General features: G+C 41.9%; 15 protein-coding genes and 1 pseudogene. 12 read left to right on the top strand and 4 right to left on the bottom strand.

What is annotated here, in order from left to right:
* Positions 1-33 precede the first annotated feature (33 nt).
* The 4 genes from ACM0OW_RS09825 to ACM0OW_RS09840 all read left to right on the top strand — a co-directional run bounded on the left by ACM0OW_RS09825 (position 34) and on the right by ACM0OW_RS09840 (position 3822).
* A complete protein-coding gene (locus tag ACM0OW_RS09825; RefSeq protein ID WP_414549871.1) occupies positions 34-1584 on the top strand; it encodes an ATP-dependent DNA helicase in 1551 nt (516 codons plus the stop codon).
* A gap of 115 nt (positions 1585-1699) precedes the next feature.
* The gene (locus ACM0OW_RS09830; RefSeq protein WP_414549872.1) at positions 1700-1915 is read left to right on the top strand and encodes a DUF2839 domain-containing protein; all 216 of its coding nucleotides are present in this window, start codon (positions 1700-1702) and stop codon (positions 1913-1915) included.
* Between the two features lie 833 nt (positions 1916-2748).
* On the top strand, positions 2749-3093 hold the full coding sequence (locus tag ACM0OW_RS09835) for a DUF1815 family protein (protein WP_414549873.1): 345 nt from the start codon (positions 2749-2751) through the stop codon (positions 3091-3093).
* Positions 3094-3321: 228 nt separating this feature from the next.
* Positions 3322-3822, top strand: a complete 501-nt coding sequence (locus tag ACM0OW_RS09840) for an acyl-CoA thioesterase (RefSeq protein ID WP_414549874.1) — start codon at positions 3322-3324, stop codon at positions 3820-3822.
* Positions 3823-4158: 336 nt separating this feature from the next.
* Here the strand turns inward: ACM0OW_RS09840 and ACM0OW_RS09845 are convergent, their stop codons facing one another.
* Together ACM0OW_RS09845 and dxr are read right to left on the bottom strand one after the other, a co-directional pair.
* A complete protein-coding gene (locus ACM0OW_RS09845; protein ID WP_414549875.1) occupies positions 4159-4344 on the bottom strand; it encodes a hypothetical protein in 186 nt (61 codons plus the stop codon).
* A gap of 350 nt (positions 4345-4694) precedes the next feature.
* Positions 4695-5903, bottom strand: coding sequence for a 1-deoxy-D-xylulose-5-phosphate reductoisomerase (gene dxr / locus ACM0OW_RS09850; RefSeq protein WP_414549876.1), 1209 nt, complete (start codon positions 5901-5903; stop codon positions 4695-4697).
* A gap of 219 nt (positions 5904-6122) precedes the next feature.
* Between dxr and ACM0OW_RS09855 the strand changes: the two genes are divergently transcribed.
* Positions 6123-7544: a DUF2079 domain-containing protein gene (locus ACM0OW_RS09855; RefSeq protein ID WP_414549877.1), complete on the top strand. Its 1422-nt coding sequence runs from the start codon at positions 6123-6125 to the stop codon at positions 7542-7544.
* A gap of 27 nt (positions 7545-7571) precedes the next feature.
* On the opposite strand, the pseudogene ACM0OW_RS09860 reads toward ACM0OW_RS09855, so the two are convergent.
* Positions 7572-8503 (bottom strand): annotated as a pseudogene (locus ACM0OW_RS09860) (ArnT family glycosyltransferase).
* A gap of 515 nt (positions 8504-9018) precedes the next feature.
* On the opposite strand from ACM0OW_RS09860, the gene ACM0OW_RS09865 reads away from it, so the two are divergent.
* The gene (locus ACM0OW_RS09865; RefSeq protein WP_414549878.1) at positions 9019-9930 is read left to right on the top strand and encodes a polysaccharide deacetylase family protein; all 912 of its coding nucleotides are present in this window, start codon (positions 9019-9021) and stop codon (positions 9928-9930) included.
* Positions 9931-10002: 72 nt separating this feature from the next.
* On the opposite strand, the gene ACM0OW_RS09870 is transcribed toward ACM0OW_RS09865, so the two are convergent.
* Positions 10003-14682: a glutamate synthase-related protein gene (locus tag ACM0OW_RS09870; RefSeq protein ID WP_414549879.1), complete on the bottom strand. Its 4680-nt coding sequence runs from the start codon at positions 14680-14682 to the stop codon at positions 10003-10005.
* 916 nt (positions 14683-15598) lie between these two features.
* Between ACM0OW_RS09870 and ACM0OW_RS09875 the strand changes: the two genes are divergently transcribed.
* The 6 genes from ACM0OW_RS09875 (at position 15599) to fusA (ending at position 22522) form a co-directional block, all read left to right on the top strand.
* On the top strand, positions 15599-17581 hold the full coding sequence (locus ACM0OW_RS09875) for a phosphodiester glycosidase family protein (protein ID WP_414549880.1): 1983 nt from the start codon (positions 15599-15601) through the stop codon (positions 17579-17581).
* A gap of 299 nt (positions 17582-17880) precedes the next feature.
* Entirely contained in the window at positions 17881-18300 is a 420-nt protein-coding gene (locus ACM0OW_RS09880; protein WP_323213000.1) for a cupin domain-containing protein, read from the top strand.
* A gap of 331 nt (positions 18301-18631) precedes the next feature.
* A complete protein-coding gene (locus ACM0OW_RS09885; RefSeq protein WP_414549882.1) occupies positions 18632-18970 on the top strand; it encodes a HesB/IscA family protein in 339 nt (112 codons plus the stop codon).
* Between the two features lie 98 nt (positions 18971-19068).
* Positions 19069-19452, top strand: a complete 384-nt coding sequence (rpsL, locus tag ACM0OW_RS09890) for a 30S ribosomal protein S12 (RefSeq protein ID WP_006196398.1) — start codon at positions 19069-19071, stop codon at positions 19450-19452.
* 377 nt (positions 19453-19829) lie between these two features.
* Positions 19830-20300: a 30S ribosomal protein S7 gene (gene rpsG, locus ACM0OW_RS09895; RefSeq protein WP_006196399.1), complete on the top strand. Its 471-nt coding sequence runs from the start codon at positions 19830-19832 to the stop codon at positions 20298-20300.
* Between the two features lie 143 nt (positions 20301-20443).
* On the top strand, positions 20444-22522 hold the full coding sequence (gene fusA, locus ACM0OW_RS09900; RefSeq protein ID WP_414549883.1) for an elongation factor G: 2079 nt from the start codon (positions 20444-20446) through the stop codon (positions 22520-22522).
* Positions 22523-22544: the final 22 nt, after the last annotated feature.

Below are 22544 nucleotides of genomic sequence, written 5' to 3' on the forward strand. Positions count from 1 at the left end.
ATTAGAAATCACTTTGTATGGGATGAAAAGCTTGTGATTGAGGCTGAAGTTCATTTGTCACTACATAACTTCCTGCGATCGCAGGCGGGGTTTCCTTCCTGGCCCCATCATTTAACGATGGCACGGTTGGTAGCACGCGCCTTGCGTCTGGGACGTAGTGCCTTAATTCAAGTGGGGGCGGTTTCTGGCTATCAAGGTCGTTATCGCACGAGTTTTGTGGCATCGGCCTTGATGTGGCATGGCCCTGTAATTATTGTCGCCTCAGCAGCAGTACAGCAGCGTCTCCTGCAAGTGGAAATTCCTCGTCTCCAGCCGTGGCTACAAGCGAATAAACCCATTAGGACAGGTGAAGTTTGGCCGGGAAATGATTTTCAAGGATTACTCCTCACTTCCCCGGAAGCTTGGTTAAAAGGGCAGTTCACATCTGCTGATAGTTTTCCTCCAGGCATTCCCACAATTATTGATGGCGTAGATGATCTAGAAGATTGGGTACGTGATCAGCTTACCCAAGATATTCAACCCCATGACTGGGATCAACTCATGTTAGCTTGTCCCGACCAAGCCGAAATAATTCGCTCTACACGGGCGCAGCTAACACACAAACTGTTTCAGCATCCAGCTAATCCATATCAGTGCTATCTCATTTCCCAAGGAGAAGTAGAGATTCTCAGTGATTTATATTCACAACTGGAGTCAGTGGAAACATTACCAGACTCCTGGAAAGATTTCTGGCAGCAATTCTCCACCAGTAACGAAAATCTCCCCCCATCTAATCTCTTCTGGGCAACGATCGCCCGTCGTCAAGGGTTATTTTCTTTACACTACACCCCGATTGAATTAGGCGAAAGTCTCAAGGCTATTTGGCACAGACAACCAGTGGTATTAATTGGTAGTGCCTTGGAACCTGAAACTGAAGCCCCATTATTTCGTCAGCGTTTGGGTTTAGATGATGTAACTTGTTTGAAGTTTTCTAATGATCATCAAGGGACAGCAATTCAATTGTATGTACCCCATAAGTTGCCTTTACCCAATACCCCAGAGTTTCAAGCCGCATTTATTCACAAGGTTCGGACACTGCTGTGTCTGAGTGCCGCAGCCCCAGGTTTAACGGTGGTATTGGTGGGAGATGTGCCACTGAAGGCTCAAGTCGGTGCTATTTTGGCTTCTGAGTTTGGTTCACGGGTGCAGGTGGAAAAAACTTGTTTGGATGAGAATGGGATTTTGATCAGTGGCTGGGAATTTTGGCGATCGCATCAATCGGTTTTACCTGCACCTCATCTATTAATTATTGCCACTTTACCGTTACCATCTTTAGAAAATCCCCTCGTGGCTGGTAGAGTTGCTCACTACAAGCGATCGCATCAAGATTGGTTTCGGTTATTTTTATTACCAACTGCTTTGAATGAATTACAACGCGCGATCGCACCAGTCAGAGAAAGTCAGGGCATTGTGGCCTTACTAGACAGCCGTGTAGTTAACCGTAGCTATGGCGCGCAAGTCCTGGCTGTTCTCAGTCCTCTAGCACGGATTAACTACCTTGATCCCAGTCTCTTTTCCCATCCGAGTGAGGAAGATCCCGACTAGTTGAGTATTTACGTTTTGTCAATTCCAAAGCGATCGCCTCCTAGAGCTTGCTATCATCAATTTTGGTGCAAGTTATGTTTAAACCTAAAACCTCATTAAATTTGAATTCCTAATTATGGGTGAAGCAAAGCGTCGTAAAACTACAATGGGAGATAACTACGGTCAAGATACACGCATCTTACCTTGGGTTCCCATCACCAAAACCCAATCCCAAAAGTTTATGGAGTTGACTACTCGTAGTACCTGGTTCTGTATTGGTGCGATCGTTGTGGCGTGGATAACTATCCGTTTTATCGGTCCCGCCTTCGGTTGGTGGGAAGTAGTCTATTAAAATACTCACCGCTATACTCAACGTCCTAACTATAGCGGTGGTTTCCCGGCTCAAGGAGAAAACTCCCTAGTTTGTCAAATTTATTTAAATTTGGTCTACTTAAAATAAGTTTTATGTAGCTAACGTAACTTATTTTTTCTGCTAATTAAGTAAAATTTAGGTGTTTTAGTAGCTTTGGCAGCACAAATTCGGAATATGGAAAAATACTGGCGAAATGGCAACACACTTATGCAATGTTCGGTTACTTTCAGTATTAAGTCGTAGATATTTAGGGTAAGTATTTGGGACTCTTGTGGGAATTACTTAAAAATCTCTGAACCTCTCGCCCACAAAATTCGTGTGCAACAGTGAAGATACTTGTTCTGACGAAGGCTAAAGAGTTGACGTATTCCGCCTAGCAGTAATAAAGTCCAGTTTCTTTCCGGACACATCGGTTAACCACCCGATAAAGGATATAAAAAATACTAAAGTATTCTTAAAGCCTTAGCCAGAGATGAACCTACCAGTATATGTCCAACAAAAATGATATCCGTAACTTTTCTGTTGTTTACCAATACCGAATTTGCGTTACTCTTAGAACGGAATCCTTTAGTCAGACAGAAATATATTAACAAAAGTTAAGCTTATCCAATCTGTCTGATAAATTGAACTTACAAATTGAATAGTTTGATACGGCAAGCTAAATATTTATCTACTACCCTAAGCAAGGTAGTCAATTAACGATTTCGTTAGATTCTGGGAAATGTAATAAATAGTTTACAATACCAGTAGATGAAAAAAGCTAAAGAAAATATAAAAGACATTAAAATCACTGTGGTGTCTGGAGGAAAAACGTGTTTCTGAGATTAGCGCATCAACACCGACAATTCGTCCAAGACTTGGTAATGAACCTACAAGCCTTGGCAATTGTACTAGAACGACGGGGATATCCTGCGTCCTGTTATACCTGCGGCGACCAAATGAATAGTGCTTCATTTATGGTTAGCTTGGGCGACAATCACTTAATTCGATTCTTGGTATCCGATTACGGGATTACTTGGACAGAAATGCGAGACGACCGCGAATTAATGAAATTAGAAGGTGCAGAGGCAATTAATCAGTTACAAGAACTGGCTAATCTTGTCAAAGAATCTACATCAGCTAGTTCAGGTAATAAAACCCTGGCCAAAAAGTGCTAGGGCTGACTGTATCAGATGCGGTACTTCAAAACAGGTTCCAATAGTCGCCCTCGCATTGGAAATCTATGGCTAGTAATTGGTAATAGGTAACTGTGACTGAGTTTGCCATCTCACATTACCTATTTAAAATTACTCTTGGGCTGTCACGTATTTTAAATTCTTTAATGAAAACTTTATGAGAGAATTCTGTCAGATGTGAAACATTCATAGCTGTTAAGAAACTCAAAAATGTCGGAAAAACAACCAATTCCAGCACAATTACCGCCAACCAGCGCCATTGATCTACCATCGAACCCGGAATTTGAAAGTTGGTTTGAATATCCGGTGAGAGTGCAACCCCATCATACTGACTATGCAGGTGTTGTCTGGCATGGCACTTATATCGCTTGGATGGAAGAAGCCAGGGTAGAATGTTTGAGATCCATCGGCATTGATTTTGCTGATTTAGTAACTTTAGGCTGCGACTTACCAGTTGTAGAACTTTCAGTACGCTATCACCGTGCAATTCATTTAGGAATGGCAGTGATCGTCAAAATACGTATCGCTGAAGTCACTGGTGTCCGCATGAACTGGGATTATGGAATTGTCTCAACTGACGGACAGGAATTATATACTACTGCTAAAGTGACATTAGTAGGGTTGGATCGCGAAAGAGGTAAAATTATGCGTCAGCTACCTCCAACTGTTAAGGACGCGTTAGCTAAGATTTCCACTTTACCCAATAATTAACAAAAAAGGATGAAGAATGCAGATGTTTGGCAAACAGCTGATCGTAGCTTTGCTTGAACATATTCTCCTTCATCCTTGTTTTTATTTTAATTAATCGCCGTATTCACATAATTACTTTCTTGTAAAAAGTTAATTTATTATCGCAACCGCCAAGGAGGTTAGAACATTGTTGATTACTGATAGCCTTGATGTAGGGGCGGGTTTATAGATATGTTCAATTACCAATAATAATTTTAATAAACCCGCCCCTAATTGGTTTATACTCAGCACGCTGCTCAACGCCCCGCTACCGCTTTAAGCGCAGCCATGCCCGCAGGGCTTTACAGCACTCAGCACTCAGTTCGGCGAAATTATTTGAGCAAATTGTGTGATTTGATGCCAAATATCTTGAGGTGTAATCCCAAACCCGATATTTAACAAAACCAGTATTGCCGCAATTGTTAAAGCATTCTTCAAAGTAGTTTTGAGAATTTTTAACAAGAAGACAAAGACTATCCAAGAAAGAATTAAGGTAGGAATCATCAATATCAATTCCTTAAAATTATCCTTATTTGAGGGCTACAGTAAATAGTTATTAGTTGAACAATTACTATTGTAAAAAATATTGCACCCAAGCTGTAATAATCATTACCATAAAGGTTTTAGGAAATTTTTTGAGTAATTGTTATTTCCTAAGTATACTAGGATAACTTCCCAATTCTTAGCTCAAAATATTGTTTTATATAATAACTTAGTAAATTTTTTGGGTGGATTGTTAAATATATATAAATTATCTAATTACATAAAGTCTAAAATTAGTGTTTAAAATCCCTTGCAGAGACGTTACATTGAACGTCTCTACATTCTGTACCGGGATGACTAATACTGTTGTCCTATCGAGTTGTTTGATGTAGCGAAATTACTTGAGGAGAAGATTCTAACTTGTCAGCTACTGTTAAAACTTCTTGTCTTGCCCATTGATCTGCTGCCAAAATGTCATCTAAAGCAGGATTTGTACAGTTATCATTTTGATGGCGATCGCACACTAATTCGATACATCGGGGAATATCTAAAAATCGAATTTTCTCTTCTAAAAATAACGCCACAACCTGCTCATTGGCAGCATTTAACACCGCCGGCATGGAACCCCCAGCTTTACCAGCAGCATAAGCCAATTGCATACAAGGATACTTCTGGTGGTCTGGTTCACGGAAAGTTAAATTACCCGCTTTCACCAAATCCAGCCTTTCCCAATCAGTGTAGATGCGCTCAGGCCAAGATAAAGCATAGAGTAAAGGTAAACGCATATCCGGCCAACCGAGTTGAGCTAAAACAGATGTATCCTGCAACTCAATTAAAGAGTGAATAATACTCTGGGGATGAATGACAATATCAATATCTTCATAATCCAAGCCAAACAGAAAATGCGCCTCAATTACTTCCAGACCCTTATTCATCAAAGTGGCTGAGTCTACAGTAATTTTCCGCCCCATCGACCAGTTAGGATGCTTCAGCGCATCAGCAACCGTCACCTGAGCTAACTTTTCTACATCCCAATCACGGAAAGCGCCACCAGAAGCCGTGAGCAAAATTCGCCGCAAGCCACCCTTGGGGATACCTTGAAGGCACTGAAATATGGCTGAATGTTCCGAATCAGCCGGTAATAATTTGACACCATGTTTTTCTACTAGAGGTAAAACCACAGGACCACCAGCAATCAAAGTTTCTTTATTCGCCAAAGCGATATCTTTACCAGCTTCAATCGCGGCGATGGTTGGTAATAAACCAGCACAACCCACAATACCCGTTACCACAGTTTCTGCATCACCATAACGGGCGACTTCTATCACCCCAGAAATACCAGCTAGTAGAATTGGTTGGGGATCAAGGTCTTTGATCGCTTCTTGGAGTTCTGGTAATTTCTCCTCAGCCGAAATCGCTGCTATACTTGGTCGAAACTGCCGAATTTGAGCCGCCAACATCTCCACATTGCTCCCAGCAGCCAATCCCACAATCCGAAACTGATCTGGATACTGAGTAACGATATCTAAAGTTTGAGTACCGATTGAGCCAGTAGAACCAACAAGAGTAATAGCTTTCACAATTGCTTTAAAATTTACAAACAACTTCCAGTTTGACACTCTCCCGCCCCAGATGGCTGATGATTCTTGGAATGAATATCGCCCCTCTGGGTTTTTCTCATCTATAGTTCACACCTTTGCACCCAAAATTTTGAAATAATACTTGGGATTGTAGTTTCAGTAGTTTTAGGCAATAATTAGCAGAATACAGGTAGTTAATTATGTGTTTTAAATATCAAGATGCTAACTAAAAATATTTTTTTAGGGCGATGGCACAAAGGACTCATTCCACCTCGTGCTGTTGCTTGGATGATTGGTGTGAGTACTTTAATTTTATTTGCCGCTAGTAGTTTAAGACATATTTTATTTCAATCAACTGCTTTTGACTTGGGTATTTTTGACCAAGCCACTTACTTAATTAGTCAAGGTCAAAACCCTATCTCTTCTTTCATCGGATTCCACATTTTCGGTGATCATGCTGCTTGGATTTTTTATCCTTTAGCTGTATTTTATAAAATCTATCCCAGCGTTTATTGGTTATTTGCCATACAAGCATCTTCTTTATCTTTAGGTGCTTTACCGACATACTATTTAGCCATTGCAGCAGGATTAAAAGAGAGCCAAGCAATGGCTATGGGTGTTGTATATTTGTTGTATCCAGTGGTTTTTAATGCCAACTTATTTGATTTCCACCCTGAAGTTATTGCTGTTCCTTTACTACTAAGTGCAATTTTAGCAGCACGCGAACGAAAAATAGTTTGGTTTTGCTTATCGATGATTCTAGTTTTGGGATGTAAAGCAGTACTTTCCCTGACTGTTGTAGCAATGGGTTTTTATTTACTGTTGTGTGAGAAGCGACGTTTGTTTGGTGCGATCGCTATTTTTTTAGGTGTGAGTTGGTTTTTAATCGCTACTCAAATAATTATTCCTGTATTTAGTGGTAGAGAAGCAGCAGCAGTAGGGCGTTATAGCTACTTAGGTAATTCAGTTTTTGAAATTTTTAAAAATTTAATATTTAACCCAGTAATAATACTAGAAAATCTTTTTTCACTAGATAACTTTGGATATTTAATTTTATTATTTATACCTATAGTTTGGGGTTTTTCCTCTGCTAGTCTCAAGCCCTTAATACCTGCTATTCCCTGTATAGTAATTAACTTCTTAGCTGATTATCAAGCCCAAAAAGATTTGGTTCATCAATATTCATTACCAGCTTTACCATTTCTAATATTAGCTGTAATTGCTAGTTTGGCTGTGGGTAAAGGATGGCTACAACATAGACGAGGAATTATTATCTGGTCATTAATCGCATTTCTGTGTTTGGCAAAATTCACCCATTTTGGCGGTAGATATTTGAGATATTTAGATAATTTGCAAGCCACACAACAAGCAGTTTCCTTAGTTTCACCCCAAGGAGGTGTTTATACAACATCCCAAATTTCCCCCCATTTAAGTCACCGCAAACTAATTAAGTTTACAGATGCTAGTTCCCCTGCAATTGACTTGCATATTTTTGATTATGTATTATTGAATGTACGTCATCCAGGTTGGGGAAGTAATGAAGCATTTGCTAATAGCTTAGTAAATAAACTAAAATCCGAACCTAGATTTAAATTACAATTTCAAAGTGACGATGTGTATTTATTCAATAAGCATTTATAACCTTGGTCAAACATAAAAACGCAAAAATTATGACCTTGGTGGCGAAATTAAGGTAAATTCTTCAGATGTGCCTAAGACTCGACCGCCGGATAAATTGAGATTCTGTAAACTGGCATGATCTAATAGTAAAGAAGATTTATTTGACCACATTTGTTGTCAAACTGTGATATCTGCGGGGATGACTTGACAATCACAGTAAAAATCTAAACTTGGACGCTGATATGCAAAAGAAGTATAAATTTTAGTTCCTGGGGAAATATGGGCGCGAATTAATGTCGCCACAGGCTTGACCGGAAATGCTTCATTTAACTCCCAAATCCAGGATTGCGAACTCATTAATAGTCCTAAAACTAAATACATTGTCGAAAATAGCAAGGGAATAAACAAGCGATCGCACCCAGCAATAAAACCAGCATCCCCTTGGTTAGAGTAATTAGCCCCAGACAAATGCCCACACTTAGAGCGTAGTATTTATTTTGACGAGCTTTTAGGAAGAAAAATAACGATAATAAGAAAAAAGTAATACTCGCGCCATCCAGCATCGCCAGTCTACCATGACGTACTACAGGCAACATTGTTAAGTAAACCAAAGCCGTAAACAAAGCTGGCAAATTCTGCTGAAAAACCAAACCTCCGACTAAGTACAGTATAGGTACTCCCAAGGCAGTTAAAATTGCACTAAGTAAGCGTGTTGTCCACTCATTCACTCCTCCTAGAGAGTAAGCCCAAGCAACTAGTATATGGATGAGAGGTGGTTTGTTGTAATATGGTTCATCTCCCAATATGGGGTAAAGCCAACGCATCGAACCAACTGGGGCGCGCCAGATTTCACGGACAACCTGTGCTACAGTCCCCTCATCCCAATCCCGTAGAGGTAAGTTTCCTAAAAATATTAGCCAAAGAATCAGAGACCCCACAACCAAGCTTAATAGCCATTTTTTTGCTCGAAATGGACGTATATCTCAAATTACCATCATCTTTTGACAATCATTAGATGATAGCTTTCTGTATTGCTGAGTGCCGAACAAATTTATGCGAAATAAATGAGTAAACAGTATAGAGAGTAACTGCTAAGTTTACTTTAATAATGGGAAACTATATGCAGTTGGTCATCGTCCGTCTACTTCATAGCAGTTAAAAAGTGACAGTCAGTCAGTTAAAATTTTAACTTTTTCTTAAAAGGTAAGTGATGTCAATAAGTGCTGAATTATACTAAAAATTCTAGATAATCCAAATTTTCAGAATAATTCCTTAGTACAGTTAGTCCTGAGTATTAAATATTCACAAATATTGTCTGGCTATTGTTCAGCCAAAACCAGATTATCTAGGTTACAGTTGAAGCCTTATCAGTCATAGCCCATATTTCTTAAATTTCGGTGACTCTGTATCCAAAAATTCTGGATTAGCAGTCAAACTTTGTGTATCTAATATTTAGAAACAAGTGTGCTATTAAGTACCTTGAAGGAGCTATGAAGTGGAAAATAATAAATCGTTTCTCTGGCCGCAAGGAATATTAATTGCGTTACTTGCCTTGAGTACTACTTTCAGCGTTAGCTTAATGTTACTCATCAAACCCGATGCTTCTGAGGCTCAGAGAAAACAAAGTATAGATATCAATAATTTATCTGCTGCTAAAGTCGGCACTCAGCAGAGGATTGAGGAATTAAAGACAGCGATGCTTAACAGTTGGCAAGAAGAAGCCAACACTAAGGGTTTAGCCTCTGCTGCCCCAGCACGCTTTCAAGGAGCAACCATTAAGGAGGCAAAACTAATTAAAGGTAAGAAAGTAATTGCTCTCACCTTTGATGATGGCCCTTGGCCTGAAACTACTGCACAAGTGCTGGATATTCTCAAACAAAATAATATCAAAGGGACATTTTTTGTCGTTGGACAGAATGTGAAAAATTATCCCCACTTAGCAAAGCGAGTAGTTGCTGAAGGTCACTCTATTGCTAATCATACTTGGCATCATTGGTATCATTACATGAATCAACAGGTAGCTGCTTATGAAATTGATCACACCTCAAATTTGATTTATCAAACTACAGGTGTAAAAACCAATTTGTTTCGACCACCTGGGGGGATCATGCATAATGGGGTAGCTGCCTATGCTAGAAATAGCAAGTATGCCATCATTATGTGGTCCTCTGACTCCTTAGACTATTCACGTCCTAGTGTTCCAAACTTAGTGAATAATGTTTTCAGGAACGCCACACCAGGAGGTATTGTATTATTACATGATGGGGGTGGTAATCGTTCCCAAACTGTACAAGCATTACCAGAAATTATTAGTAAGTTTCGCCAGCAAGGCTATAGTTTTGTGACTATTCCCGAACTTCTAGCAATGGAAGATAAGGAGCAAAGATTGTTAGCAAATAAAAAGTAATATTTATCCTGAAAATACTACAAAGTTCAGATCCCCGCTTTTTAGAAAAGTCGGGGATCTTGTTTTTCGCAATTAAACTGAACTCAACTGTTTTTCCAGAACAGCTTGGGGATTTGCTTCGGGACTATCAGCTTCAGACGGTGGTACTAATTGCCAGAATTTAGGCAAATATTCTGACCAATTTTGCAGAATCATTTTCGCTTTTGGTGAACCAGTGCGATCGCCATGAGTTTTAATTAATTCTTGCAGTTGTTTTGCACCGGCGGCTGTCAGCACTCGCTGGATTTTGACAATTTCAGGATTAACTGATTCCGGGAATGAATTATCTTCATCTAAGAAATAAGCCAGTCCCCCAGTCATCCCCGCACCGACGTTACGCCCAACTTTTCCGAGGACAACAATCACGCCACCAGTCATATACTCGCAGCAGTGATCCCCAGCCCCTTCAATTACTGCCATACCTTTAGAGTTGCGTACAGCAAAGCGTTCTCCGGCTAAACCGTTGGCAAACAATACCCCACCAGTAGAACCATAAAGACAGGTATTGCCAACTATGACATTTTCTGCTGGGTCATAAGTGGCATCAGCCGGGGGTTTGATGATGATTTCGCCACCGTGCATTCCCTTACCTACGTAGTCGTTGGCTTCTCCTTCTAATGAGAGAATCATGCCAGGAAGGTTGAAAGCACCAAAGCTTTGTCCCACACTACCTTGGAAATTGAGGTTAATTTGTCCTTCAAAACCACTATCACCATATTGGGTAGCGATCGCACCAGCCAACCGTGCGCCCACTGTTCTATCGGTATTGACTAACTTTAAGCTTTTGCTAACAGTGGATTGATTACTAATAGCCGCTTGAATTTCAGGGTCAGCCAGGAATTGGTCATCGATCACCGCACCGTTGCTGTGGACTTCTTCGTGTACCAACCAGCTACGATCATTTTTGGCATCTGGTAGCTGAAGTAAACAGTCGAGGTTGAGTCCTTGGGTTTTAGTAACTGTTGCATCGGCGCGTGTTGTCAACAAATCAGCACGTCCCACGATATCCAACAAAGAAGGGTATCCCAGTCTGGCTAAGAGATGACGCACTTCCTCAGCAATGAAGCAGAAGAAATTCACAACGTGTTCCGGCATTCCCGTGAACCGTTTGCGGAGTTCTTCCTTCTGAGAAGCAACACCCACAGGGCAGTTATTCGTGTGGCAAATCCGCGCCATAATACAGCCTTCAGCAATCATGGCGATGGAACCAAAACCGAATTCTTCACCACCCATTAATGCACCTATTACCACATCCCAACCACTTTTTAGCCCACCGTCTACACGCAAAATTACGCGATCGCGCAGACCATTTTGCATCAAAACTCGATGTACTTCACTTAAACCCAGTTCCCACGGTGAACCAGCGTGTTTAATTGAACTCAGAGGTGATGCACCAGTACCACCATCATGACCAGATACTTGAATGATATCGGCGTTAGCTTTCGCTACACCAGCCGCAATCGTCCCAATACCAATTTCTGCCACCAGTTTCACTGATACCTGGGCTTTGGGGTTAATTTGGTGCAGGTCAAAAATTAGCTGTGCTAAATCTTCAATGGAATAAATATCATGGTGCGGTGGTGGTGAAATCAGTGTCACACCGGGCTTGGAACGCCTTAACATCGCAATGTAAGGACTAACTTTTGGCCCTGGTAGTTGTCCACCTTCCCCAGGTTTTGCACCTTGGGCAATTTTGATTTCAATTTGTCTGGCGCTGCTTAAATATCCTGGTGTGACACCAAAGCGTCCTGATGCGACTTGCTTAATGGCACTAGAAGCAGTATCACCATTCCGTAATCCATGTAAATGGGGCAGAGTGGGCGATTTACCTGCTGCGTCTACATCATTGAGAACTTTATAGCGGACTGGATCTTCGCCGCCTTCCCCTGAGTTAGATTTTCCGCCAATCCGGTTCATGGCGATCGCTAAAGTTTCATGGGCTTCTCGTGACAACGCGCCTAAAGACATTCCACCAGTGCAGAAGCGTTTGAGAATCTCACTGACTGATTCTACTTCGTCTAAAGGAATGGGCGAGCGATCGCTTTCAAAATCCAACAAATCACGCAAAGCTGTCACCGGTCGGCCTTGCAGATGCTGTTTATAAACCTCATAGTGGTCATATTGCTTCCCATCCACAGCCTTATGCAGCGCCTTTGCCAATTCCGGGTTGTTCATGTGGTATTCACCCTTGGGAAGACACTGCACAAAACCCAAATTTTCTAATTTCTTCGCCGTCAGTTCTGGAAAAGCCTTGCTATGGAAAGACAGCACCTCTTGCGCCAATTCGCTCACACTCAACCCACCGATGCGGGAAGTTGTGCCATAGAATCCCAGTTTTAATAAATCCCCACCGATACCAATAGCTTCAAAAATTTGTGCGGCTTGATAGCTGGAAAGTAGAGAAATTCCCATTTTAGAGAGAATTTTCAGTAACCCGGAATTTATGGCTTGACGGTAATTTCCGATAGCTTCATCTAAAGTCAGGGTAGCAATTTTACCCCGTTCCATGAAGCTTTGAGTTTTAGGTTCAAACCACCAATTGCGGACAGTATCCAACGCTGTGTAAGGACAAACAGCATCCACACCATAACCAATCAGACAAGCAAAATGATGTGTACTCCAGCACTGGGCTGTATTCACAATCAGCGAAGTTTTTGTTCGCAATCCTTGGCGAATCAAATAATGATGTACAGCACCTGCGGCTAACAAAGGGGGAATATAGGTATATTCAGTCCCGATACCACTTTCTCCTTCCAGGTGGCGGTCACTCAAAATCAAAATCTTCGCCCCTGCCTTGACAGATTCCGCAGCTTGTGATTGCAAAGACTCTACAGCCTCTTTCAAACCATCGGGACCGTTAGCAATAGCAAACAACGTCGATAATTCCGCCGTCGCAAATCCTGATAACCGAATCGCTTCCAATTCCGTTTCAGTCAACACAGGCGATTCTAACTTCAGTTTTCGGGCGTGTTCTGGCTTCACTTCCAGTAAATTACCCCGTTCACCCAGTTCCACATTCAACGACATCACCAACTTTTCCCGTAACGGGTCAATAGCTGGGTTTGTAACTTGAGCAAAACGCTGTTTGAAATAGTCATACAGCAGGTGGGGTTTTTCTGACAGCACCGCCAAAGGAATATCATCTCCCATGCAGAAAGTCGCTTCTTTACCCTCAGCCGCCATTGGCTGAATTACCATTTCTACATCTTCAGTGGTGTAGCCAAAGGCTAATTGATGACGTAGTAAGGTTTGTTTATCAATTGTATTTGTAGGGGAATGACTCTTGCCATTACCATTCACAGATGAAGGCTGACTAACAAGGTGTTTCAGTTCTTGACGATACTGTTTTAACCATTCCCCATAAGGATGCTGCTTGGCGATGCGCTGCTTAATTTCCCAATTTTTCAGCACTTCATGATTGACTAAATCCACAGCAATCATTTGTCCTGGGCCAAGTCTGCCTTTTTCCACAATGTTGGCTTCTGGGATGTCAACTACACCAGCTTCGGAAGCCACAACAATATAATCATCTTTAGTAATGACGTAACGTGCTGGTCTTAAACCATTTCGGTCTAATGTCGCGCCAACTTTTTCACCATCACTAAATACTAAAAGCGCCGGACCATCCCAGGATTCTTGCAGACCACTGTAATATTCGTAGAAATCGACAATTTCTGGATATTTAGCTAAAGAAGGTTGATTTTGGTATGCTTCTGGAACCATCATCATTAAGGCTTCCAGGGGGCTACGTCCAGAACGCACCATTAATTCTAGGACGTTATCTAAAGTCGCCGAGTCACTATTATCAATGTGAACTAAGGGCTTGAATTCATCCGCGCGATTCTCCTTCGGAGAGGCTCCGCCAACGCCCCATACTGGATGATTCAGGCTGGCTTCTCGTGCCGTCATCCAGTTGATGTTACCCAGTAGAGTATTAATTTCACCATTATGACCCAATAGCCGCATTGGTTGGGCTAGAGGCCATTTCGGTAGTGTATTAGTACTAAAGCGGCGATGATAAACAGCAAAAGCACTTTTGTAAGCTGGGTTTTTTAAATCTAGATAAAAATCTCCCAAAATAGCAGAACGCACCATGCCTTTATAAACAATTGTGCGACTGGACAAGGAGCAAATATATAATTCTTCGGAAATATTTTTGGTAGCTTTGAAAATTCTTCTGCGGGTGATATACAGTTCTCTTTCTAGTTCTTCACCACTCTTATCGGCTGATGCGAGAAAAACTTGTTCTATTTGGGGTTGATTTTCTCTTGCTTGTCTCCCCAGTAAATGAGGCTGCACTGGTACTACTCGCCAACCCAGTACAGTTAATTTTTCTTCTGCGGCTATTTGCTCAATAGTGGCTTTAGCTTTTGCGGCTATTTCGGGATTTTGGGGTAAAAATAGCATTCCTACCGCCACATTTCCAGCAGTATAGTCCTTTTGGAACAACTCCCAAGGGATAGCTGTCAATATTCCTGCACCATCACCAGAATCTTGGTCAGCGCTACAACCACCCCGGTGTTCTAAGCAGGTCAAAGCAGCTAAAGATTTTGTGACAATTTCGTGGCTAGCATGATTCTGGCGATGAGCAATAAAACCTACACCACAGGCATCTCGTTCTTCTACTAACCACCTTTGTCCCTGATAGTTCTCCTGAGATTTAATATCTGAAAAATTCATTTCTTGTGATTGATGCATCGCTTTATCTTTCATAGCCTGTTCCTGAGATGGTTAGTCACAAATCTTGCCAATATTTGTGAGAAAAATTTGCTAGTCCTGAGCGTAGCCGAAGGGCTAAAGTTAGTTCCTGTGAGAAATACATAAACAAACCGAAATTTTAGGGAAAAAAATTTTAACTCCGGTTTTTTTTCTTCTTTAACCCTGTTAAAATCTGTGCAGTACTTTTTTATACCTTTGGTGGGAATGATATGTGAGACTATACCGCCCTCACAGCCCTTTATTTATATCGTGATAGCGTCACGTAGGGTTATCCATAGCTATTTTTTTGCTCAATTCCCTCTTCCCAGATTCAGATTAGCTTTCAAATAAAACGTGTTTGGCTTACAAATAACACAACCAGCGTTTTAAAGGCCAAAACAATCCTGATTCATGCACAAAATCAAGGTATTATACAACATGACCAGTTGAAAATTCCTAGAAATATCTGTTGTTGTATATATTCTTTATTTTTTGCTGAACATTATTATCTGTATTGCAACAACACAGACCTCACTTAAATAGCAATCATCGGTGAGGATGAGATATTCTCACTCAGTTTGAAGCACTACAACTACTGTGTATAGTCCTACTGAAATAAGTGATAGTTAAAACACTTAGTAACAGTGCTTTTAATGGTATGATTACCTTTTAAGTTTTACAAGAGATAGATAGCCAATATACAGGCTATCATATTTATTCAAAAATAAAATCACTATTTTTTAAGGTTTCCTCACAATTAGTTAACTCAGTGGTGAGACTCAAACGCGATAAATTACGTCTGTTGAAGATATTGCGTCAGAGGAAAGGAGCGTGAGCATCGGACAAAATTCAGTGGCTTTATTGCTCAGAGCCATCAAAACTTTCCTCACAGATTCAACTACCAGTAGATTTTTTAAAAGTATCTGTAAAAATGTCAAATCGCCCCATCAGAAAACATCACAGCCCTATTACTAAAAAGGCTAAACAAAAGTTATTCCGGTCTATAGCACCAATAATCGTGGCAATTACGATATTGTGTTTGTCTGCTACCCAAGCTCCTAGCGCCCAAAAATCCCCAATTAATCCTAATCCCACTTCAGAGTTGTTCGCCCAGTCACGCACTTCTCCTGCCCCAGGATTAGCTTCTGGTAATCAAATTACCCTCAATGGTCGTACCTTGTCAGGGGCTTGGTTGCAGCAGCGCGGAACAGACGGTCAGCTAAAAACTCATCTGAGTGATGGGGCTTTTAGGCAGTTCATTGGAGTCGATTTTTTAAGCAGCAACAGTCCAGCCAGACAACCAGTAGAGTGGTTTTCGTCAGTTAGTCAACCACTGATTTTAGCTACAAGACTGTTAAAAGGGTATCGCTATGTTGATATTACTAATTTTGCCCAAACAGCAGGTTGGCAATTTCAAGCCAATGGTAATATTTTGGCGATCGCAATTCCACCCGCCCAAGTAAAAAATATTCGTCAGAGTCAGCAACCTTCAGGCGTAAGTAATCCTCCTTTCAACTCAGCTCGCATCGTCTTAGATTTAGATCGCCCAGTACCTTGGCAACTTTCCCAAGGCTTACCCATAAATAGACCTGTTGACTCTGACGGACCAACCACCCAAGCAACCACACCACTCAATAGAGAGTGGGTAGTGATCTTAGAAGGCACAGCCGACCCAGCTTTAATTCAACAATATGCGCCGCCAACTTCACTCCCACAATTACCTGCACAACCAACTCCAGAACCACTAATTACAAAATTGGAGGTAGTCAACAACCGTACACTTATTAGTCTGAGTGTGCCTTTTGGGATGTCTCCCCAGGTGATGACCTTAGCAAACCCTAACCGCTTGGTAATTGACCTTCGTGCCGATGCGCTCGTACAACGAGATATTACTTGGGCTTCTGGATTGCGCTGGCGACAGCAATTAGTCAATTTAGGTACAGACCGTTTTCCTGTAGTTTGGTTAGATATTAATCCCCGTCAAGCTGGGTTAACTTTAAAACCCATTGGCACAGAACCCAACACCCAAACGGGTACTGCACCGCTAATTCAAATGGCACAGCAGTCTTCAGCCGTAGCCGCAATCAATGCTGGTTATTTCAACCGGAATAATAGATTACCTTTGGGGGCAATTCGGCGGGATAATCAGTGGTTATCAGGGCCGATTCTCAACCGGGGAGCGATCGCTTGGAATGATTCTGGACAGTTTTACTTAGGTCGTCTTACCTTACAAGAAACTTTAATTGCTCCCAATAATCAGAGATTACCGATTCTATTCCTGAATAGTGGCTACGTTCAGAGTGGTATTGCTCGTTATACCCCGACTTGGGGAAGCAGTTACACGCCTTTAACAGACAACGAAGTTCTGATTGTTGTTCAAAAAGACCGAGTTACAAATCAGCTACCAGGTGGAAAAGCTGGTGAAACAGCCGTTCCCATTCCCTCAGATGGCTACCTGTTAACCTTACGTGCCAATTCGACTAATACTGCATCAAAATTGCCTATTGGCACAGCAGTTAGCATTACTAGCAGCACTAATTCGGCTGAATTTAACCGCTATCACCAAATTATGGGAGCCGGGCCGCTATTGGTACAAAATAATAAAATTGTCCTTGACGCTGAAGGCGAAAAGTTTAGTAAAGCTTTTAGTACACAAAAAGCGATTCGTAGTGGCATTTGTACCACAGCAAGCGGCTCTTTAATGATTGCGGCTGTTCACAATCGGGCTGGAGGATTAGGCCCAACCTTGGCGGAACACGCCCAATTAATGAAGAATATTGGTTGTGTGAACGCCCTTAATTTAGACGGTGGTAGTTCAACTAGTCTTTATCTAGGAGGACAACTACTCGACCGTTCCCCAAATACTGCGGCTCGTGTACACAACGGTATTGGCGTTTTCTTGCAGCAACAGTAAAGGCGCAGGAAGAGGCAGGGGGGCAGGGTGCAGGGTGCAGGGGGGCAGGAAGCAGTGGGGAAACTGTAACTTCCCAATGACCAATTTTAAAGTTAAGGATAAGCTGCCATTTATTGGATGAAGACTTGGTATAGATATGCCCGTTTCGGCAGTAATCCTTTACACCTTTAAGTTTAATTTTGCTATGTTTAGCAAGGTGTAACTAAATTTATGAGTTTTACGATTGTAAAATTACGCCAAACTTTTCTACTAATGTTGAACAGGAATGACGGTTTGTTATGTCGATCAATGAGGTAACTATGGCTCAACTTCAAGAAACCACACAAACTAACACCCTGCCTCTACCCGTCGCGATCGCTAATAAAGGCGTAGCTGCAACTGAACTGCGTCCTTGGGGTTCTTTTACAGTTTTGGAAGAAGGGCGCGGATACAAAATTAAGCGTATCGAAGTCAAGCCCGGACACCGCCTCAGTTTGCAAATGCACCATCACCGTAGCGAACACTGGATTGTTGTCTCTGGTACAGCTAGGGTTGTTTGTGGTGAGCAAGAAGTACTACTTAGCAATAATGAATCAACCTATGTTCCTCAATGTACATCTCATCGTCTAGAGAATCCTGGTGTGATTCCTTTAGTTTTAATTGAAGTCCAAAATGGCGAATACTTGGGTGAAGACGATATTATTCGCTACCAAGATGACTATGCCCGTACCAAGGTTTAACACCATAACAGTGCTGTTTAAAGTGTAAAAATTATGATTAATTTGCCGCAATTCAATTGAAAATACTTGATGTAGGGGCAGTTCATATCATGAGTTGTCCCTACTCAAAATCGGCAATGCCACAATTTTGCTGGGGAGTAATACTCAATAGTGATATACTCGTTGTCATAGTAATCTACTAATCAATTAAGACAAGGTTGGGAATACCTAGTCAAGAAGACAATCATATCTTGTCCGCAAACAATCAAAATTTTTTTTGGGTAAGTGTGATTTTTGTAATTCACTCGTCTGTAATGTTTAAGATGGGGTTTTTATTGCCAAAATTGATTCTATGATTCACCTGAGTCAAGCAGCCATCAGTGAAATTGGGCGATTACAGTTAAAACAGCAACCAAATTCTTTGTTGAGATTAACAATTAAGCTGGGTGGCTGTTCTGGTTGGTTTTATGATATGTCTTTTGACGAAACTGTAAAAGCTGGCGATCACGTTTTTGACTTGAGCAGTATTAAAGTTGTCATAGATGACGAAAGCTTTAATTATGTAAATGGGTTGGCATTGGATTATTCAGAAGATTTAATGGGTGGGGGTTTTCGCTTCCACAACCCTCAAGCGATCGCTACCTGTGGCTGTGGTAATTCTTTCTCCATTGCTACACAGAGTCATGTTTAACTAAGAAAAATAATAAGTTTGACATAAAAGCCAAAAAAAAGATATAATCAGGATTTGTTAAAACTTAGACCTCTAAGCAGCTTTACGCGCTGTAACTCATGCCAACAATACAGCAACTCATACGTACTGAACGCGAAAAAGCGCGTCAGAAAACGAAATCTCCAGCTCTGAAGCAATGCCCACAACGTCGGGGTGTTTGTACAAGAGTATACACAACCACACCGAAAAAGCCGAACTCAGCTCTACGTAAAGTAGCAAGGGTAAGACTAACCTCTGGATTTGAAGTCACAGCTTACATTCCAGGTATTGGTCATAACTTGCAAGAACACTCAGTAGTCATGATTCGTGGCGGTCGGGTGAAAGACTTACCAGGTGTAAGATATCACATTATCCGTGGTACTTTAGATACAGCTGGAGTCAAAGACCGCAAGCAAGGGCGTTCCAAGTATGGAACAAAGCGTCCTAAAGAAGCGAAAAAGTAGAAAATAGGCGACTAATCGTAGTTGAATGACGATTAACCTATTCAGTGGGAAAAACCTAGGAACAGAAAAACTAGCAGCGCTGGCTGTTTCTTTGCATAAATCTCGCTAAAGCCGGATGAAGCTGGCAGAAGTAGGTAATTTAAAGCAGTATCCAGCAAAGCGTAGCTTGCTGCCGTAAGCATCGCAGCGGTTGCATCTAAATATTAAAATTTATGATGTTATCGCCTTCTCTAGTTGTAGTGAGCAAATTAATCAGTCAGTCTCGCTGCAACTGTAGAGAAAAAAAAGACAAAATTTGAACGGCGGCTTTTTCCGCCCACATATCCAGTGTCTGATAGCATATAATTTCGTTGACAAATCCGAATTAAAGGTAAAGTATGTCTCGTCGTGGTGTTATTCAAAGGCGTCCAGTTCCGCCTGATTCCGTATATAACAGTCGCCTGGTAAGCATGATAATCCGGCGGGTAATGCGTCATGGCAAGAAATCACTAGCTGCAAGGCTGGTTTATGATGCCATGAAAACTATTGAAGAACGCACTGGTGCTGCTCCTTTGGAAACCTTTGAAAGAGCAGTGCGAAACGCCACACCCTTGGTGGAAGTAAAAGCTCGAAGAGTGGGTGGAGCCACCTACCAAGTACCGATGGAAGTTCGCACAGACCGAGGTACAACTCTAGCTTTGCGCTGGCTAGTAAATTTTTCCCGGTCTAGACCAGGGCGCACAATGGCAAGTAAATTAGCGAATGAGTTAATGGATGCTGCCAACGAAACCGGAAATGCAATTCGTAAGCGCGAAGAAACACACCGGATGGCAGAAGCTAACAAAGCTTTTGCCCACTATCGTTACTAAGAAAAGCGGCGGTATATCGTGGATATAAAAGCGGTATATCGCGGACTCATAAAGACGAATACGGTTTTCCGTAGAAGTATAGAATCTTAACAAAGAGTAATATACAAGATATCATGAGGCAAAAACTATAATAGGAGGCTACTGTGGCACGTACCATCCCGCTAGAGAGAGTACGCAATATCGGTATTGCGGCGCATATAGATGCGGGCAAGACAACGACAACCGAGAGAATATTGTTTTACTCTGGCATTATTCATAAAATTGGCGAAGTTCATGAAGGAACTGCCGTCACAGACTGGATGGAACAAGAGCGTGAGCGGGGAATTACCATCACCGCGGCTGCGATCACTACCAGTTGGAAAGATCATCAAATTAACATTATCGATACTCCAGGACACGTTGACTTCACAATTGAAGTAGAACGTTCCATGCGCGTTTTAGATGGCGTAATCGCAGTATTTTGTTCAGTAGGTGGCGTGCAACCACAGTCGGAAACAGTGTGGCGACAAGCAGACCGCTACAAAGTACCTCGAATCGCCTTCATCAACAAAATGGACCGTACAGGCGCGAACTTCTATAGAGTTCACGATCAAATGTGCGATCGCTTGCGGGCTAATGCCATTGCCATTCAACTGCCAATTGGTAGTGAAACTGAATTTCGCGGCATCGTTGATCTGGTACGGAAATGTGCCTATATGTACAACAACGATCAGGGGACAGATATTGAGGAAACAGCTATCCCCGCAGAAATGCAAGCAAAGGCAGAAGAATACCGCACCAAGCTTATCGAAGCGGTGGCAGAAACAAGTGACGTTCTGATGAATAAGTACTTCGAGGGAGAAGAACTTACAGAAGCTGAAATTTGTAATGCCCTGCGTAAAGGTACAATTGCGGGTAAGATTGTGCCAGTACTTTGCGGCTCGGCATTTAAAAACAAAGGCGTGCAGTTGATGCTGGATGCGGTAGTGGACTATCTCCCAGCACCAACTGAAGTACCAGCAATTCAAGGTACATTACCGAATGGTGAGACTATTGAACGCAAAGCTGATGACAATGAACCTCTATCAGCCCTAGCGTTCAAGATTATGGCCGACCCTTATGGTCGTCTAACCTTTGTTCGAGTTTATTCTGGTGTTCTGAAAAAAGGTAGCTACGTTCTGAACGCTACCAAGAACAAAAAAGAGCGCATTTCCCGTCTGGTGATTTTAAAAGCAGATGAACGCATGGACGTGGACGAAATGCGGGCTGGCGATTTGGGAGCAGCATTGGGGCTAAAAGATACCTTGACAGGTGATACCATCACCGATGAAGGTTCACCAGTAATTCTGGAATCTCTATTCATTCCTGAGCCTGTTATCTCGGTAGCGGTTGAACCCAAAACCAAGAATGACATGGACAAGCTCTCCAAAGCTCTACAATCTCTTTCAGAAGAAGACCCCACCTTCCGCGTTCACGTTGATCCGGAAACGAATCAAACCGTGATTGCCGGCATGGGAGAGCTACACCTGGAAATTCTGGTAGACCGGATGTTACGAGAATTCAAAGTAGAAGCGAATGTCGGTGCGCCGCAAGTAGCTTACCGCGAAACAATTCGTAAACAAGTCACCAAAATTGAAGGTAAATTCATTCGCCAAAGTGGTGGTAAAGGTCAATATGGTCACGTCGTGATCAATTTGGAACCAGGCGAACCCGGTACGGGCTTTGAATTTGTTTCTAAAATTGTCGGTGGTACTGTACCTAAAGAGTATATTAGCCCCGCAGAACAAGGAATGAAAGAAAGTTGCGAATCCGGTATTTTGGCTGGATACCCATTGATTGATGTCAAAGCAACTTTGATTGATGGGTCATACCACGATGTAGACTCTTCAGAAATGGCTTTCAAAATTGCTGGCTCAATGGCAATGAAAGAGGCAGTGTTGAAAGCTTCACCTGTACTCTTAGAACCTATGATGAAAGTTGAGGTTGAAGTTCCCGAAAACTACCTTGGGGATGTAATGGGCGACCTTAATTCCCGTCGTGGGCAAATTGAGGGTATGGGATCTGATGATGGTATTGCCAAAGTAACTGCTAAAGTCCCATTGGCAGAAATGTTTGGTTACGCTACTGATATCCGCTCGAAGACCCAAGGTCGGGGCATCTTCTCAATGGAATTTAGCCGCTACGAAGAAGTACCTCGCAACGTGGCTGAAGCAATCATAGCGAAAAGTAAAGGGAACGCTTAATTAAAAAAGGAAACGAGCATTC

The organism is Anabaena sp. CCY 0017, from assembly GCF_963920885.1.
Classification (GTDB): Bacteria; Cyanobacteriota; Cyanobacteriia; order Cyanobacteriales; family Nostocaceae; genus Nodularia.

Coding starts and splice junctions, on each gene's coding strand:
- ACM0OW_RS09875 (WP_414549880.1), top strand. CDS start 15,599: ATGTCAAATCGCCCCATCAGAAAACATCACAGCCCTATTACTAAAAAG.
- ACM0OW_RS09855 (WP_414549877.1), top strand. CDS start 6,123: ATGCTAACTAAAAATATTTTTTTAGGGCGATGGCACAAAGGACTCATT.
- ACM0OW_RS09885 (WP_414549882.1), top strand. CDS start 18,632: ATGATTCACCTGAGTCAAGCAGCCATCAGTGAAATTGGGCGATTACAG.
- ACM0OW_RS09840 (WP_414549874.1), top strand. CDS start 3,322: ATGTCGGAAAAACAACCAATTCCAGCACAATTACCGCCAACCAGCGCC.
- ACM0OW_RS09870 (WP_414549879.1), bottom strand. CDS start 14,682: ATGAAAGATAAAGCGATGCATCAATCACAAGAAATGAATTTTTCAGAT.
- ACM0OW_RS09830 (WP_414549872.1), top strand. CDS start 1,700: ATGGGTGAAGCAAAGCGTCGTAAAACTACAATGGGAGATAACTACGGT.
- ACM0OW_RS09845 (WP_414549875.1), bottom strand. CDS start 4,344: ATGATTCCTACCTTAATTCTTTCTTGGATAGTCTTTGTCTTCTTGTTA.
- ACM0OW_RS09880 (WP_323213000.1), top strand. CDS start 17,881: ATGGCTCAACTTCAAGAAACCACACAAACTAACACCCTGCCTCTACCC.
- rpsL (WP_006196398.1), top strand. CDS start 19,069: ATGCCAACAATACAGCAACTCATACGTACTGAACGCGAAAAAGCGCGT.
- rpsG (WP_006196399.1), top strand. CDS start 19,830: ATGTCTCGTCGTGGTGTTATTCAAAGGCGTCCAGTTCCGCCTGATTCC.